Here is a 15227-nt window from a genome sequence, read left to right on the forward strand (position 1 = left end):
CCGGGCGGTACCGGCCCGTCACACTCCCAGCATCAGCACGAGCCCCGAGACCAGTGCGAAGACCAGGACGAACAGGCGCGTCCTGCGGGCGTCCAGCCGGTGGTGCACCAGACGGCTGAGCCATGCGCCCAGGGCGATCGCCGGCAGCAGTACGACGGCCTGGCCGAGCTCCGCGGCCTGCGCCTCCCCCGTGCCGAACAGCAGGGCCAGGGAGGCCACTTCGCCGACGAGGAAGCAGGCGGCGACGGTGGAGCGCAGCTCGGCGGGCGGCCGGTGCTGGTAGACCAGCGCCAGCGGAGGCCCGCCGACGCCGGTCGCGGTCTCGGTCAGCCCGGTCACCGCGCCCGCGCCGACATAGGCGGCCCGGCCGGGCGTGAACGCGGGCGCGGCCAGGCTCACGACGGCCGCGAGCACGGTGGCCACGCCGACGAACACACCGAGGCTGCGCTCCGGGATCAGCCAGAGCACCGCCAGCCCGGCCGGCGTGGCGGCGAGCCGCGCGCCGGTGATCCAGCCCGCGCCCCGCAGGTCGAGCGACGCCCGTTCCCGCCAGGCGACGTACAGGTTGAGCGGGATCATCGACGCCAGGACGAAGACCGGGACCAGGTGGGGATCGATGATGCCGGCCACGGGGGCGACGATCAGCGCGAAGCCGAGGCCGCTGCTGCCCTGGACGAACGCGGCCACGGCCACCGTGACGGCGAGCACCGCCAGTGTTGCGAACGTCACCGTGCCGCGCCCCGTTCCCCTGCCTCGTGCAGTGCGCGTGCCGCCGTGGAGGTGGGGTGCACCCGGGTCACGTCGGCCCGGTCCACGGCGGCGCGGGCGAGTTCGGTCGCGCGCCGCACCAGCGCGGGACCGTCCCAGTCGACGGGCATGCCGTGCCACAGACGCAGCCGCCCGGCGACGAATACGGCCGCTATCTGGTCCCGGTTGCCGCGCCGGACGAGCTCCCAGGGCAGGTCCCAGGAGAGCGCCAGTTCCGGGGTGTCGACGTCGACGAGGAGGAAGTCGGCCGCCATGTCCGGGGCGATGGTGCCGGTGCGGGCACCGAGACCGACGGCGTCGGCGCCACCGCTGGTGGCGTGCTCCAGCCAGGTCCAGCCGGCACCGCACGAGGAGTCCCCGTTGACGAGACCGTACGCCAGCCGCTGGGCGAACTCGGCCGCCTCCGCGAGCCGGAAGCCGTCGCCGCGGGTGCCGTCGGTGCCGAGCCCGAAGCGGATGCCGCGCTCGGCCATCGCGGTGGCGGGCGCGACCGCGTTGCCCTTCCACGCGCTCGCCACCGGGTTGTAACTGACGGCGGTGCCCGTGTCGGCGAGCAGGGTCAGCTCGCGGGGGGTGAGGAGCGTGGCGTGCGCGGCGAGCAGCTGCGGGCCGAGCGCGCCGACGGCGTGCAGGTGCTCCAGGGGCCGCGACCCGTGCCGTACCAGGGAGCGTTCCACGCCCGCCAGGTGCTCGTTGACGTGGATCTGGACGACGGCCCCGGCCTCGGCGGCCAGGCGGGCGGTCGCCCGCAGGGTCCGCTCGGTGGCCGCCTCGGGGATGGAGACGGCCAGGGACGCGTGGACGAGCGGGTCGCCGTCGTAACGGGCGAGGTGCTTCTCGGCCCGCTCCAGGACGGCAGGAGAGCCGTCACCGCCGCCGGCCTCGTCGGCGTCGTTGCAGACGAGGCCGAGGACGCAGCGGATCCCGGCGTCGCGCGCCGCCGAGGCGACCACGTCGACGTCCACGCCGGCGCGGGTGCCGGCGTCGGCGACGGTGGTGAAGCCCCCGCGCAGCGCCTCCAGCGCGGCCAGCTTGGCCGCCGTGTACGCCGACTCCTCGTCCAGCGCGCCCTCCAGCGGCACCCAGACCCGGCGGAAGATCTCCGACGGCTCACCGAAGGCGAGCGCGGCGCCGAAACTCTGCGTCAGGTGATGGTGGGCGTCGACGAAACCGGGCATCAGCAGCCGGCCGGGCAACCGCACGGCCCGCAGCCCGGGATGGGCGCGCCGCACCTCCTCCGCCGGACCGACGGCCTCGAAACGGCCGTCGCGGACCACGACGGACCAGCCGTCGACGGGCCCTTCGGGGAGCAGGAGCTTGTCCGGTACGAGGAGCAGCGGGCCGGGGGCGGCGAGGAGATCGCGTTCGGAGTGGGTCATCGGTCGCTTTCTGTGCGTGCTGCGGTCAGCCGGGCCGCGAGGCCCGGACGGATGTGGTGGAAGAGGATGTTGAGGACGGCGGCGACGAACGCGCCGACAGCGACGCCGCTCTCCAGGAGGATGCGGACGTTCGGAGGGAACCCGCCGTACACCCCGGGCACGAGGATCGGCAGCAGCCCCAGGGCCAGGGCGACGGCGCAGATGAACGTGCTGGTGTGCTTGTCGAGGTCGGAGCGGCCCAGCATCTGGATGCCGAGCACGGTGATGACGGCGAAGACGACCATGGCGGTGCCGCCGACGACCGCGGACGGGATCACGCTGATCGCGCGGCTGACGGGCGCGAGGAACCCGATCACGATGAGGACGACCCCGGCCGCGGCGGTGACGAACCGGCTGCGGACGCCGGTGACGCGGACGATGCCGATGTTCTCCCCGCTGGTGACCATGAGCGGCAGCCCGAAGCAGCCGCCCAGGAGGGAGGTGAAGGCGTCACCGCGGACGGTCTTGGGTACGTCGGTCCGCGCGTCGATGTCCTTGCCGACGGCCTCGGCGTTGATGACGGTCTGCCCGGTGGCCTCGGCCATGGAGGCCAGGCTGTAGAGCATCAGCGGCAGCGCGGCGACGAGGTTGAAGACCGGCGAGCCGAACGGCATCGGCTCCGGCACGCTGAACAGACCGCCGCCCCCGGCGCTCCCGGCGTCGATCGCCCCCAGCACACCGGCGAGGGCGGTACCGGCGAGCAGGCCCATCATCACGGCGAGCTGGCGCAGGATGCCGGTGAAGACCAGGTAGAAGGCGACGGTGAACCCGATCGTCGCCATGCCGAGACCGAGGTTGGAGGGGTCGGCGAAGCCGGGTGTGCCGGGTTGTCCGGTGACGAGCACCGCGCCGACCTTCACCAGATTGACACCCACGATGACGATCATGGTGCCGATGACCAGGGCGGGGAAGAACCTCAGCAGCCGGGAGAAGACCGGCAGCACGACGAAGTAGAACGCCGCCGTCAGGATCACCGCGCCGGTGGCGGTACGCAGCCCGTGCTGGTCGGCGATCGAGAGGAACAGGATGAGCGGCGCCCCGCCCGGCAGCATGACGAACGGCAGCCGCGGCCCGAACTTCCAGGGCCCCAGCGACTGGATCAGCGATCCGACGCCGGACAGCACGAAGGCGGCGGAGAGCAGCTGGACGGTCAGTTCGGCGCCGAGCCCGAGGGTGGCGCTCATGAGGAACATCGCCGAGATCGGGGTCGCGGCCATGACGAGGACGTGCTGGATGCCGAAGAGCACGATCCGCAGGAGCGGACGCGACTCGTCGACCGGGTGGGGCGCCGGCCGGGCGCCGGTCCCGGCCGAGGCCCGGGCCTCGCCGGAGTGATCGGTTTCGGTGGGGTCGGCGGTGACGGTCGGGCCGGTCGGCTGGGTGGCCGTCGTCTGGCCGGGTACGGGCGGTTGGCCGGCTCCGGGCCGGCTCTTGCGGGGATCGGACACGCTCGGGCTCCGTTCGGGCGTACGGGCACAACGCTCGGGTTTCAGCCGCGATCCGGCCCCGGACGGGGAGCCAAATCGATTTGGCCAAATCGATTTGGCCGTCAGTATGGAAGGCTGTTCAGCCACCGTCAAGGGCCTGGCCGTCCGGCCGGACGACGCCCCCTCCCACCGTTCGGTATCCGACCGGCGGACACCGGTGAGTGTCCGGCCCGCGTGGCATCACGCCTGCCGAGGACGAGCCGGGTGAGCATGGAGCGACCCAGTGCTCCCACCCGTACCGAGGCGATGCGATGCCCGACCGTGCCGACCACCTCCCTCCCGAGGCCACCGCACCGAGGGGCGGCCTGCGGCCTCGACTGGCGGAACGGTGGCTGTTCCGGGGCATCTACGGCCTGGTGCTGGCCAGCGCACTGGTGGCCGCGCTGGATGTGCCGGGTGAGGAGGCCGATCCCGGACAGGACGCGCTGTGGGTACTCCTGACCGCGCTGGCCGCGGGCGCCGCCCACGGGTACGCGCACGTCATCGCCCAGCGTGCCGCCACGGAAGGAGCGGCGAGGCACGGCAGGACGCGGGCGGTGCTCGCCGAGTGGCCGCTGGTCGCCGCCGTACTGCCCACCGTGCTGCTCCTGCTCGGCGCCGAGGCTCAGTGGTGGAGCGAGGACACGGCCGCCGAAGTGGCCCTGCTGTTCAACACCGTCGCCCTGTTCGGCCTGGGGGTCTCGGCGGCCCGCACCGCCGGGCTCGGCTGGCCGGCCTCCTGCCGGGCAGGAGTCGCGGACATGCTGATCGGGCTCGTGGTCATCGCCGCGGACGCGCTGATCGAGTGACACGGCGGCCATACCGGCGCACCCCCCCCGCGAGCCGGAGCGGGCGGGCCATTCGAGCCACATTCACTTCGCCTGTTTTGAGTCTGTGACGCTCCGGTAACAACGGCCCGGCGCACAGCGCCGCCCCGCCCGCCGGGCACCCGCCGCCACGGCATCCGACCGGAGCAGCTAAGGCGCACCCCGCCCGTCGGACGCGCCGGGACAGCCTGGTGTGCCACGGACGTGTTCCGGCCGGATCCCGCGTCGCCCGGAGCCGCCTCCCGGGCGCCGGGAACGGCGCGTTGGCATCGCTTCGGCCCCGACGCGACAGACTCCGTGCTTCTCGGGCGGTGCCCAGGGGCAGACGGCTGGGGGACTGGGGGACGAGCCCGGTGGTCCGCAGGGGCAGCCGGGGAAGGCAGGGGGTTGTACATGGTCCGTGTTCTCGTGGTGCACGACGCCACGCTGCTGCGGTCGGCGTTGGTGCAGTTGCTGCGGTCCGCCGACGGACTCGAGGTGTCGTCCATGCCGGCCCGCGGCGACGAACCGGACGACCACGACTTACCCGTGGACGTCTGCGTGGTCGACGGGGACTGTCTGGAGGGGCCGCGGGAGGAAGTCGCCCGCGCCTCCTTCTGGGACCGGTGCGGGGCGCGCCTCGTCGTCCTCGCCGCGCCCGAGCGGCCGGGGGTGCTGCGCAGGGCCTTCGACGCGGGAGTGCTCGGCTTCGTGGACAAGGACGCGTCCGCGCGGCGGCTGGTCGACGCCGTGCACACGGTGGCCAAGGGGGAACGCTTCCTCGACGAGCGGCTCACGGTCGCGTTGCTGCGGGCGTCGCAGATGCCGCTGACGGCCCGCGAACTGAGCGTCCTGGCCGAGGCCGCACGGGGCTCGTCCGTCGCCGAGATCGCCGTCGGCCTGCACCTGTCCCGGGGAACCGTCCGCAACTACCTGGCGGGCGCGATCCGGAAGGTCGGGGCACGCAACCGCGTGGACGCGATCCGCATCGTCCAGAGCGCCGGCTGGTTGTGACGGTGGGCGGGGCGGACGAGTACCCCCCCGCACGCTCAGGTGCGGCTCCAGTGCCCCACCAGATCGCGGTAGAGGGGGGAGCGTCCGAGCAGTTCCTCGTGCGTGCCGAACGCCGCCCGGACGCCGTCCAGGAGGAGGACCCGGTCGGCCCGGACCGCCGAGGACATACGGTGGGCCACGACGAGCAGCGTTCCCGGGCGTCGTGCGAGCGCCTGCTCGGCGCGCTCCTCCGACGCGGCGTCCAGGTGGCAGGTCGCCTCGTCGAGCAGGAGCAGCCGGGCCGTGGACAGATACGCGCGCGCCAGGACGATCAGCTGACGCTCGCCCTGCGACAGCTCGTCGGGCCGCAGCCCCGCGTCGAGCCCGCCCAGCCGCTCGACGAGGGGCGCCGCGCCGAGGTCCAGGGCGGCGGCCTCGATGTCGGCCCGACAGGCGCCGGGCCGCAGGTACGTCAGGTTGTCGCGGACCGTCCCGGTGAACACGTACGCCTGCTGGGGGGCCAGGACCCGCAGCGCGCGGAGTTCCGCCGGAGGGCGGCCGGTGACCTCCCGGCCCGCGACCCGCACGGTACCGGTCTGCGGCACGCACAGGCCGGCGACCAGCCGGGTGAGGGTCGACTTGCCGATGCCGCTGGGGCCGACGACGGCCACGTGCTCGCCCTCCTCCACACGCAGGTCCAGCGCGTCGAGGACCGGCTCCGCCCGAGCGCCGTACCGTACGGTCACCGAGCACAGCTCCACCGCGGCGGCCGCCCGCGACCGTGCCGGAGCCGGAGGGAGAGGGAGGCCCGGCCGCCGCCCGAGCGGGGGCACGGCGACGACGGGCGGGCTCGCCTCGGGGCCGGTGAACCGTTCGAGGACGACGAGCAGCCTGCTCCCCGCCGCGCCGATGGCGGTCACCAGGGAGTGCACCGCGGGCAGCAGCGCCTGCGCGAGGTAGGTGAACGCCCCCAGCAGAGCGCCCGTGGTGACGCCCCGCGCGCGCAGCCACGGCACGGTCACCAGCAGGAGCAGCACGGGCAGCTGGGCCGAGGCCCCGAGCGCCAGGGCCCGTACCGCGGCCCAGCGGGCGAGCACACGGGAGGTCGCCGCGGCATGTGCGACGAGGCGTTCCCCGTCCCGTGACGTCTCCGGCAGGATTCCGCACGCGGTGACGTCGCGCAGCCCCTTCCGGACGCGCGCGGCGTGGTCGCCCAGCGCCTCGTCCGCGGCGAGGGCCCGACGCTGGGCCGCCGCCATCGGACGCAGCGTCAGCAGGAACAGGGCCACGCCCCCGGCCAGCGGTGGCAGGACGACCAGGACGAGAGCCGGGTGCAACGAGAGCAGTCCGGCCAGTGCCCCGGCCGCCGTGAAGACGAAGGAGCGCAGAGTGAGCACGAGACCGGCGAAGCTGTCCCGCACCATCTCCACCTGGTTGGTGAGCCGTGAGACGGCCGCGCGGTCCCCGCCCCCGGGCCGGGACAGGGCGCGGGCCAGCGACCGGTCCACCGCGCGGCGCACGAGACGGTCCCGCAGCGGTTCCGTCAGCCCGGCCAGCCCGGCGAAGACCCCTCTGATCACCGGGGCTCCCAGCACCACCGCACAGGCGGCGACCGCCAGCCAGCCGAGGCCCACGGCGGTGTCACCGGCGAGGAATCCGCGGTCGAGGGCCTGCGCCACGCCGTAGCCGACCAGGAAGGTCTGCACCGACTCCGCCACCGACCACGCCGCGAGCCGCGCGAGCACGCCCTTGCGTCCGGCGAGGAAACGACGGGCGGACGGCCCGAGCCGGTGCTCGGCTCCCGGGCCGCGGCGGGAGTCCGCCGTGTCCTCCCGTTCCTCGGCGGGCGTCACGGCCGTGCCTCCCTGTCCAAGGCGCCGGCCCGCCCCTGAGCGGTCCCTTCGCCGGTGGACGCTCCGCCGCCTTCCTCCCGCGCGCCGAACACCGCCCGGTAGGCGGCTTCCCGCCACAACAGCCGATGGGGGCCGACCGCCCGGACCGCTCCGTCCTCCAGCCAGATCACCAGATCCGCCCGTGCCGCCACCGACGGGCGGTGCGTGACCACCAGGCGGGTGACGACGGAGGGGGAGCGCCGCTGAGCCCGTTCCACCGCGTGCTCCGTGGCGGTGTCGAGGCTGGAGGTGGCGTCGTCCATGACCAGCACCCGGCCCGCGTGCGCGAACGCCCGCGCCAGCCCCAGGCGCTGGTACTCCCCGCCGGACAGCGGCGCCTCGGCGAGCGGTGTGTCGTACCCCTGCGGCAGCCGGTCGACGAAGGCGTCGGCACCGGCGAGGCGGACGGCCGACCGGACCTGGTCGGGGGAGACGGCGCGAGGGCCGGCGGCCACGGCCTCCGCGACGGTGCGGTCGCCCAGTTCCGGACGGGCGAAGGCGAAGCCCACCTCGGCGCGGAGACTCGGCCGGGTCAGCGCGTCGAGAGGCGTGCCGTCCAGCAGGACCCGCCCCCGGTCGGGATCGGTCAGCCGGCCGGCCACCGCGGCCAGGACCGACTTGCCGGAGCCGCTGCGGCCGACGACCGCGGCGGTGCGGCCGCCCGGCACCGTCACCCGGTCCGCCCGCAGGACTTCCGCACCGCCTCGTGACACCCGTACCCCGCGCAACTCCAGCGTCCCGGGCCCTCCCGGGCGCAGCGTGCGGGTTCCGTAGGAGAGAGCGGGCAGCTCCTCCAGGGTCCGGGTGCGTTCCCGCGCCGAGCGGCCCCGGGCCACCGCGCCGACCAGCGTGGCCGCGCCGCCGATCCCCGCGGCCAGTTGGGCGTACCGGATCACCGCCAGCAGGTCGCCGGCACTGAGCGCGCCCGCGCCGAGCCGGAGGCCGCCCACGGCGGTGGCGGCCACGGTCAGCAGCGGAACGAGGACACCACCGGTGGCCAGCGCCCGCCCGTGCAGTCTCCACATGCGCTCGCCGAGCGCACCCAGTTCGGTCAGCGGGCGCAGCACGCGGTCGCGTTCACGGGCGGCGGTGCCCGCGGCGGCGATGGTCTCCGCGCCCTCGACGGCCTCCAGCAGCCGGGAAGCGATGTCCGACTGCACCCGCTGGTAGGCCCCGACCGACACCCCGGTGTCCCGCGCGAACGCCCTCAGCAACAGAGCCAGGGCCGGCAACCCGACGAGGACGCAGACGGCGACCCACACATCGACGACGGCCAGCGCGACCAGGGCGCCGGCCGGTGTGACGAGTGAGGCCGCAAGAGCCGCCCCGGCCGCCGGTGCGGCTCCCGCGTCCGAGGCGTTGAGGGTGAGCCGGGTCGCGACGTCCCCGGGAGGGTGCGTGCGGACCGTGTCCGGCACGGCGTGCAGGAGCCCGCGCAGTGCGCGGGAGCGGATGGCGGCGGTCCAGTCGGCGGTGCACCGGCCGGTCAGGAACGCGGTGAGACAGTCGAGCAGGATCTCGCCGACGAGCAGTGCGACGCTCGCCGCGATCCAGGGACCGGCGTCGCCCCCGCCCAGCAGCAGGTCGAGGGTGCGGCCGAGGACGAGGGGCTGGGCGACGGCGGCGGCGGCCGCGGCCACCGAGCATCCCAGTACCAGCAGCTCCGGCACGCGTCCCGGATCGGTGCCGGGCGACTCGTCCTCCGGACGCGAACGGCCCGGTACCGGAGCGCTTCCCACCGGTCTGCCCCTCTCCTGGTCGGCGCCGCACGAGGCGCGACACGGTGAGCGCGGCGTGCCGCGCCCACCGTGTCAGCTGGTCCGGACGACGTCAGTTACACGTCGTCACGCTGAGGCTGCTGTCGCCGCAGAGCAGCAGGCTCGCGCGGCTGCCGGTCTCCACGTCGCCCATGGCCTCTTCCTTCGGGGTCTCCAGCGACTGCAGCTCGAACAGGTTCATGTGCTCTTCCTTCCGTACGACAACGGGTGTTCTCTCCACGGCCCCGGCGGGGCCGGCTCATGGGCGCCGCTGGTCCCGCGGCGGTGGGAGGAACGGCAGACCGGCGGGCCGGTCGCCGTGGACGGAGGCGACGGCCAGCAGACACCCGGCCGTGCCGGTGGACAGGTCCATGGACAGGCGCATCATCTGCTCGCCGGGGAAGGCGAGGTGGTCGCGGTATGACATGGCGTGCCAGGCCAGCGCGTCGACCTGCCGCCGGACCGCCGCGGGGCCGGTCCCTGGTCCGGTGGCGGTCGTGCGCCCCAGGAAAAGCACCATGCCCGCCACCCCCCGGTACAGTCCCGGCTGGGCGTAGAACATGGCCTGCGCCGCGCGGACGATCTCGTCCCGCGCCCGCTCGAACCGCTCGTCGGCGCGGTGCGCGAGGTAGTCGTCGAGCACCATGCCGATGCCCACGCTCCCGGCGCCGAGATACGGCATGGTGCGCCAGCCCTCGTCCACCTGGAGGGCTCCTCCCGCGCCGCGCACGCAGTGCGAGAGGTCCCGGCGCAGAGCGTCGCGCGCGAGATCGAGCAGGCCGGCGTCGCCCGTGCGCTCGTACCGGCGCAGGAACAGCAGGGCGCTGCCCGTCGCGCCGTACAGCAGCCCGGCCCGGCTCCGGCGGCCCGGTGCGTCGTCCGCCGGGCGGCGGGCGCTGAGTTCTACGCACCGCGTCGCCGCGTCGCGCAGGGCGGTGTCGCCGGTGCGGTCGGCCAGGGAGTCCAGCGCCAGTCCGATCCCGGCCGTCCCGCTGTGCAGGTCGGTGGAGAGACGGTCGGGCGACTGCTCGACCAGGAGCCGTGCGAGCTCCAGCGACCTCGCCCGGTGGCCGAGACGGTCCAGGACCCATGCGGTGCCGGCGATCCCGTCGTGGAAGCCGAGCGACATCCCCGAGGGCGGCTCCTTCGTCCGGTCGAGCAGCCACTGCTCCGCGTTCTCGTCGCGCTCCGCCCCGCTCTCGGCCAGGGCGTACAACACGCCGGCCGCTCCGTGACCGAACGAGAGCCCGCCGCCCGCGGTGGCGAACTGGGCGACGTCCCCCGGGTGGAGACGGTCGTCGCGCGCGGGCGTGGCCGACGCGCGGATGGCCGCCGTCATCGAGTCCCGGCTGTGGGGCCAGTCACCGGGCGGCACGGGGACGAACCGACGCCCCGTAAGGCGGGCGGCCGGCGACGCGCCGGACGCGCCGGTGATCTCGTCGACCGCCGCGTCCAGGAACGCGCGCTCCACGGGGAACTGCCGCGCGACCAGATCCGCGAGGTGCTCCGCCTTCCGCCGGTCCAGGGCCAGCAGGCTCGTGAGGGGCAGGAAGAGGGCCAGGCGCAGACAGGCCAGCGCGTACCGGTCCACGGCGGTGCCCCGCCGGCCCGGAGGAGCCACGAACCCGGGGTGGGCGACCGTCTGGCGGCCCGGCTCGTCGACGTGGTGCGCGGCTTCGAAGTCGAGCAGGGCCACCCGTCCGTCGTCGCGGACCATGATGTTGAACAGGTGCAGGTCGTTGAAGACGACGCCCCGGGCATGCACGTGCGAGACGGCCCGCTCCACCTGGGCGTGCACGTCGAGTGCCCACTCGGTGTACTCGGCCAGCCGCCGGTCGTCCGGGTCCGCCTCGATGAGCGGATGGCGCCGGGCGAAGAAGGTGTTGAGAGGCTTGCCGTCCAGGTACTCCAGAACCAGGAAATGGTGCTCGCCCACGGCGAATCGGTCCCGCACCTCGGGCGTGCAGTCCAGCCCCGACAACCGCTCGAGCGCCCGCTGCTCGCGGTCCAGTCGTGCCACCGCGTCCGCGCCGTCCGCCGCCAGCCCGGCGTACGGACGGGCCTCCTTCAGGACGACTGCCTCGCCGGTGCGGGTGTCCCGGGCCCGGTAGACACCACCGCCGTTCGAGAAGTGGATCGCCGACTCGACGGTGTACGGGACGCCGGCCATCGTGGCCGTCGCCCGCGCGTCGAGGTGCGGTTTCAGGAAGGCGGGGACACGCACCCAGTCGGGCACGCGGAACACCGGTCCGCGGACGTCGGGCACCAGCTCACCGGAGGGATCGGCGATGGCCGGCCGCAGTTCTCCCTGATCGTCGTAGCAGTCGCGGCGGGTGAAGCTGCCGTAGCGCACGTGCACCGGCCCCCGGCCGATCCTCAGGTCGCTGAGGATGTGCGGCCCGGCCTCGCCGTCCAGCAAGGCGGCCAGCTCGCCCACGACCCGCTCGAACCGTTTTTCGTCCGCCGGGTACACCGTGACGAACTTCCCGCTGCCCGACCGGTCCGCGTACTTGGCGTTGCGCTGGTGCAGCAGGTAGCGGCTCGGCACGAACTTGAACGCGATGCCGCGGTCGAGGCAGTACTCCCGTACTCGCGCCAGCACGGACTCGGCGTTGTCCAGGCAGGCGGACACATGGAGCTTCCAGCCCTGCGCCGGCAGTTCGGCGTCCACGGGGCGCAGTGCGAGCCAGTCGCCGATCTCGGTGCGCCGCCATCCCGGCGGCACCGGCAGGCCGGCCACCGCGTACCGGGTGCCGGCGGTCGCCGTGCCGGGAGTGGCACGGTGCGGCGCGTCGTAGAAGTGCGGGTCTGCGTCGCAGTAAACGGCGTAGCCCTTGTTCACGCCTTCTCCCTCCACCGGGTCGGTGCCGGGTAAGACGCTGTCACGGGCCGCCTCGCCGGGGACAGTCACAGCTGTCACCTGTCCGGCGTGCGGAACTCACAGGTAACTGCACGTACGTTCGGGTTCCGTTCGTGCGTGCGGGCGCATTGCCACGAGTGTCCCGGTCCTTCCGCCGCAGCGGGTCAGCGCAGGGCCGGCGGGCCGATCACCGCGAGGAGGCGCAGCCGGTCGTGGCTCTCGCTGCCCGGGGCCGCGGTGTAGACGACCAGGCGGTGTGACTGCTCCGGGTCGAGGAGGGTCTGGCAGTTCAGTTCCAGGGTGCCGGCCTCCGGGTGGACGAAGCGTTTCACGTGCCTGGGGCGGACACCGACCTCGTGCCGGTCCCACAGGCCGCGGAACTCGGCGCTCTGGTCGAGGAGCAGCTCGGCGTAACGGGCGGCTCTGGATCCGGGGCCCCGAAGCGTGACCACTTCGCGCAGGCCCGACGTGAACATCCGCGAGAGGAACGCGTGATCCGCCGGCGCGTACAGCTCGCGGGTGCCCGGGTCGGTGAACCAGCGGTAGCCGACGCTGCGCGCCGGGCCGGTGTGGCGGGTCGTGTCCCCGGTGAGGGCGACGCCCAGCGGGGTCTGGCGCAGCGTCTCACCGAGTTCGGTGACGATCTCCGCGGGCGTGTCGCCCAGCCGGTCGAGCACGCGCAGCAGCCCAGGGCCGATGTGCTCGCTGAAGGTGCCGGTGCCCCGGACGGGCGGGGCGTGCCCGGCGAGACGGAACAGATGGTCCCGCTCGTCGAGGGAGAGGTGCAGCCCCTGCGCGATCGAGGCGATCATCGGTTCGGACGGCTGCGGACCGCGCTCGCGTTCCAGCCGGGAGTAGTAGTCGGTCGACATGTGGCAGAGCTCGGCGACCTCCTCGCGGCGCAGCCCGCTGGTTCTGCGCCGCCTGCCGCGCGGGAGGCCGACGTCCTCGGGCTGCAGAAGCTCCCGGCGGCGTCGCAGGAACGCCGCGAGCCCGGCCCGGTCGATCTCCATACGTTTTCTCCCTCTCGTACTGATCCCTTTCTAGCGCGCGCATGCGCGCTTATCCACGGATCTTCGATCCCCCTCTCCGGCAGCGCGCCCGGCCACCCCTGTCAGGGGATCGACAGTCCCTGGATAGCCCCGGCCGCCGGGATCACCCTGGGAACGACGCCACCGTTCGACACCGTCAGGGAGTGCGCCCATGACACGCCAGGACTTCGACATCACCGTTCCCGACCTGACCGGGAAGCGCGCCGTCGTCACCGGTGCGAGTGACGGGATCGGGCTCGGCATCGCGATGCGCCTGGCCGCAGCCGGCGCGGAGGTCGTCATGCCGGTCCGCAATCCGAGCAAGGGCGAGGGAGCGGCAGCCAGGATCCGCGAGCGGGCCCCCGGCGCGAAGGTGTCGCTGCACGCCCTGGACCTCTCCTCCCTCGCCTCCGTCGAGGAACTGGGCAGGAACCTCCTGGTCGAGGGCCGCCCCGTTCACATCCTCGTCAACAACGCCGGCGTCATGACCCCGCCCGACCGGCGGACGACGTCCGACGGCTTCGAACTGCAATTCGGCACCAACCATCTGGGCCACTTCGCCCTGGTCAACCACCTGCTGCCGCTGCTGCGCGCCGGCAAGGCGCGTGTGACCTCCCAGATCAGCGTCGCGGCGAGGCGGGGCGCCATCAACTGGGACGACCTGAACTGGGAGCGTTCCTACAACGGCATGCGCGCCTACAGCCAGTCGAAGATCGCCCTCGGTCTCTTCGGACTCGAACTCGACCGGCGCAGCAGAGCGGCGGGCTGGGGCATCACGAGCAACCTCTCCCACCCGGGAGTCGCACCGACGAGCCTCCTCGCCGCCCGCCCCGAGGTCGGCCGCGCCAAGGACACGGCGGGCGTACGCCTGATCCGTGCCCTGTCCGCCCGCGGCATCGTCGTCGGAACGGTGCGTACGGCACAGCTGCCCGCGCTCCATGCCGCCACCTCTCCGGACGCCACGGGCGGTGCGTTCTACGGTCCCGGCGGGCCCGGACAGATGGGTGGCCCTCCGGCGGAGCACAAGCCCTACAGCCGCCTGCGCAGTACGGAGGACGCGCAGCGCGTCTGGCGGCTGTCCGAGGGGCTCGTCGGCATTCGCCACTGACTGATCCTCTCGTTCACCGAGATCACACCCGTTTCCGGAACTGTGGCTTCCGTCATAGCGGGCGCGATCTTGACCTGGTCATATCACCAGGTGCTGGGTTTCCTTCTGCGTCTTCTGCCCTTCTGGGTCCGCGAGCCGCTGCTCATCGTGGTCGGGGCAGTTCTCGGCGTACGCCTCATGTATCTCGCCTTCCGCGACGACGAGCGGGTGCTCGCCGGTCTCGCGGTGGTGTTCCTCGTGTTCACCGCGGTACGCGTCCGCCGGGTGGTCCGCGCGCTGCGCGCACGCCGGGGACCGGGCCCGGCGTCCCGGGCGGACGGCACGACGGCCGATCCCGCCGTCCAGGTCCCGGCCGGTGCTCCGGACCGGACCCAGCCGCAGGGGCAGGCCGCACCCGTGGCGCGTCCCGCCCCCGCAGTCGCCGAGAAGGAACCCAATGCGTGGGGCCAGGCCGTCCTGGCCGTGGCCCTGTTCGCGGCGCTCGGGGGCGCGCTGTGGGCGGGCCCCAGGATGCTGCCCTCCTCCGACGACGGCACGTCCCGGGCCGTCTCGTGTCCGAGTGCGGACGAGGAACTGCCGAAGGCCTACCGGGAGACGCCCGAGGCCGTGACCGGTGACGAACTGTGCGAGGCGCTCAATCGGCCCGGCCTGGCCCCGCTCCTCGGAATCCCCTCGGAGATCGCGACCGCGGCGTCCGGCAGCAGCGGCACCGCGCCCCTGACGGACGGAAAGGTCGCCCGGCCGGAGGCAGAGGTCACCTTCGACACGTACACCGTCAACGTCTCGGCCACCTACAACGACCTGTCGATCGCCCAGTACGTGAGGCTGCTGGAGATCGGCGGCGAGAAGGACCACGAGGCGCTCGAGGTCATCGGCCGGCCCGCGGTCCTCTCCTCGGACCACACCATGAAGATCACCCTCGACCTCGGAAGCGGCGGATCGAGCGGTCCGGTGGAACAAGGGCCCCTGGCCAGGACCCTGTCGGTGGCCCTCGACCGGAAGGACCGGGGAGGCTGCTTCGACATCACCGTCTGGAGCACATCCGGAGTCCCCCCGGAGGACGGCGTGCTCATCGACATCGCCGAGAAGGTCCTCCCGGCGGTTTCCGGACCGGCCGCCTGAACCGCC

12 protein-coding genes are annotated in these 15227 nt (G+C 73.8%); 4 read left to right on the plus strand and 8 right to left on the minus strand.

The genetic code is table 11. The annotated features are described in order from the left end of the window. Window positions 1-18: 18 nt before the first annotated feature. Genes AMK11_RS16625 through AMK11_RS16635 form a run of 3 tightly spaced genes read right to left on the minus strand, consistent with a single transcriptional unit; the run spans window position 19 to window position 3634 of the window. Window positions 19-729 (minus strand): sulfite exporter TauE/SafE family protein, encoded by a 711-nt coding sequence (locus AMK11_RS16625; protein WP_073727760.1) that lies wholly within the window; start codon window positions 727-729, stop codon window positions 19-21. Continuing rightward, a complete protein-coding gene (locus AMK11_RS16630; RefSeq protein WP_073727762.1) occupies window positions 726-2147 on the minus strand; it encodes an amidohydrolase family protein in 1422 nt (473 codons plus the stop codon). The genes AMK11_RS16625 and AMK11_RS16630 overlap by 4 nt, the downstream gene beginning before the upstream one ends. Further along, window positions 2144-3634, minus strand: coding sequence for a uracil-xanthine permease family protein (locus AMK11_RS16635; protein ID WP_241846994.1), 1491 nt, complete (start codon window positions 3632-3634; stop codon window positions 2144-2146). The genes AMK11_RS16630 and AMK11_RS16635 overlap by 4 nt, the downstream gene beginning before the upstream one ends. 290 nt (window positions 3635-3924) lie before the next feature. Here AMK11_RS16635 and AMK11_RS16640 point away from each other — a divergent pair, with 290 nt between their 5' ends. Together AMK11_RS16640 and AMK11_RS16645 are read left to right on the plus strand one after the other, a co-directional pair. Further along, window positions 3925-4461 (plus strand): hypothetical protein, encoded by a 537-nt coding sequence (locus AMK11_RS16640; RefSeq protein ID WP_073727764.1) that lies wholly within the window; start codon window positions 3925-3927, stop codon window positions 4459-4461. Window positions 4462-4872: 411 nt separating this feature from the next. After that, window positions 4873-5472, plus strand: coding sequence for a response regulator transcription factor (locus AMK11_RS16645; protein ID WP_073727983.1), 600 nt, complete (start codon window positions 4873-4875; stop codon window positions 5470-5472). Window positions 5473-5507: 35 nt separating this feature from the next. Here the strand turns inward: AMK11_RS16645 and AMK11_RS16650 are convergent, their stop codons facing one another. From AMK11_RS16650 to AMK11_RS16670, 5 genes are all read right to left on the minus strand, one after another. Then, window positions 5508-7304, minus strand: a complete 1797-nt coding sequence (locus AMK11_RS16650; protein ID WP_073727766.1) for an ATP-binding cassette domain-containing protein — start codon at window positions 7302-7304, stop codon at window positions 5508-5510. After that, on the minus strand, window positions 7301-9082 hold the full coding sequence (locus tag AMK11_RS16655; RefSeq protein WP_073727768.1) for an ABC transporter transmembrane domain-containing protein: 1782 nt from the start codon (window positions 9080-9082) through the stop codon (window positions 7301-7303). The genes AMK11_RS16650 and AMK11_RS16655 overlap by 4 nt, the downstream gene beginning before the upstream one ends. Window positions 9083-9173: 91 nt before the next feature. After that, entirely contained in the window at window positions 9174-9302 is a 129-nt protein-coding gene (gene ramS / locus AMK11_RS16660) for a mycelium formation morphogenetic lantipeptide SapB (protein ID WP_018849360.1), read from the minus strand. Window positions 9303-9359: 57 nt separating this feature from the next. Then, complete coding sequence (gene lanKC, locus AMK11_RS16665) at window positions 9360-11942, minus strand: class III lanthionine synthetase LanKC (protein ID WP_073727770.1); 2583 nt, start codon at window positions 11940-11942, stop codon at window positions 9360-9362. Between the two features lie 182 nt (window positions 11943-12124). Further along, window positions 12125-12973, minus strand: coding sequence for a helix-turn-helix transcriptional regulator (locus AMK11_RS16670; RefSeq protein ID WP_073727772.1), 849 nt, complete (start codon window positions 12971-12973; stop codon window positions 12125-12127). A 190-nt stretch (window positions 12974-13163) separates the two neighbouring features. Here AMK11_RS16670 and AMK11_RS16675 point away from each other — a divergent pair, with 190 nt between their 5' ends. Next, window positions 13164-14099, plus strand: a complete 936-nt coding sequence (locus AMK11_RS16675) for an SDR family oxidoreductase (RefSeq protein ID WP_073727774.1) — start codon at window positions 13164-13166, stop codon at window positions 14097-14099. A 90-nt stretch (window positions 14100-14189) separates the two neighbouring features. After that, window positions 14190-15221 carry a DUF6215 domain-containing protein gene (locus tag AMK11_RS16680; protein WP_073727776.1) on the plus strand — a complete coding sequence of 344 codons (1032 nt, stop codon included), beginning with the start codon at window positions 14190-14192 and terminating at the stop codon, window positions 15219-15221. Window positions 15222-15227 lie beyond the last annotated feature (6 nt).

Source organism: Streptomyces sp. CB02414, assembly GCF_001905385.1.
In the GTDB taxonomy this organism is placed as follows: Bacteria; Actinomycetota; Actinomycetes; order Streptomycetales; family Streptomycetaceae; genus Streptomyces.

Excerpts from the sequence above, each read along its gene's own strand:
- AMK11_RS16670 (WP_073727772.1), bottom strand. The coding sequence starts at position 12,973 with ATGGAGATCGACCGGGCCGGGCTCGCGGCGTTCCTGCGACGCCGCCGG.
- AMK11_RS16630 (WP_073727762.1), bottom strand. The coding sequence starts at position 2,147 with ATGACCCACTCCGAACGCGATCTCCTCGCCGCCCCCGGCCCGCTGCTC.
- AMK11_RS16675 (WP_073727774.1), top strand. The coding sequence starts at position 13,164 with ATGACACGCCAGGACTTCGACATCACCGTTCCCGACCTGACCGGGAAG.
- ramS (WP_018849360.1), bottom strand. The coding sequence starts at position 9,302 with ATGAACCTGTTCGAGCTGCAGTCGCTGGAGACCCCGAAGGAAGAGGCC.
- AMK11_RS16640 (WP_073727764.1), top strand. The coding sequence starts at position 3,925 with ATGCCCGACCGTGCCGACCACCTCCCTCCCGAGGCCACCGCACCGAGG.
- AMK11_RS16645 (WP_073727983.1), top strand. The coding sequence starts at position 4,873 with ATGGTCCGTGTTCTCGTGGTGCACGACGCCACGCTGCTGCGGTCGGCG.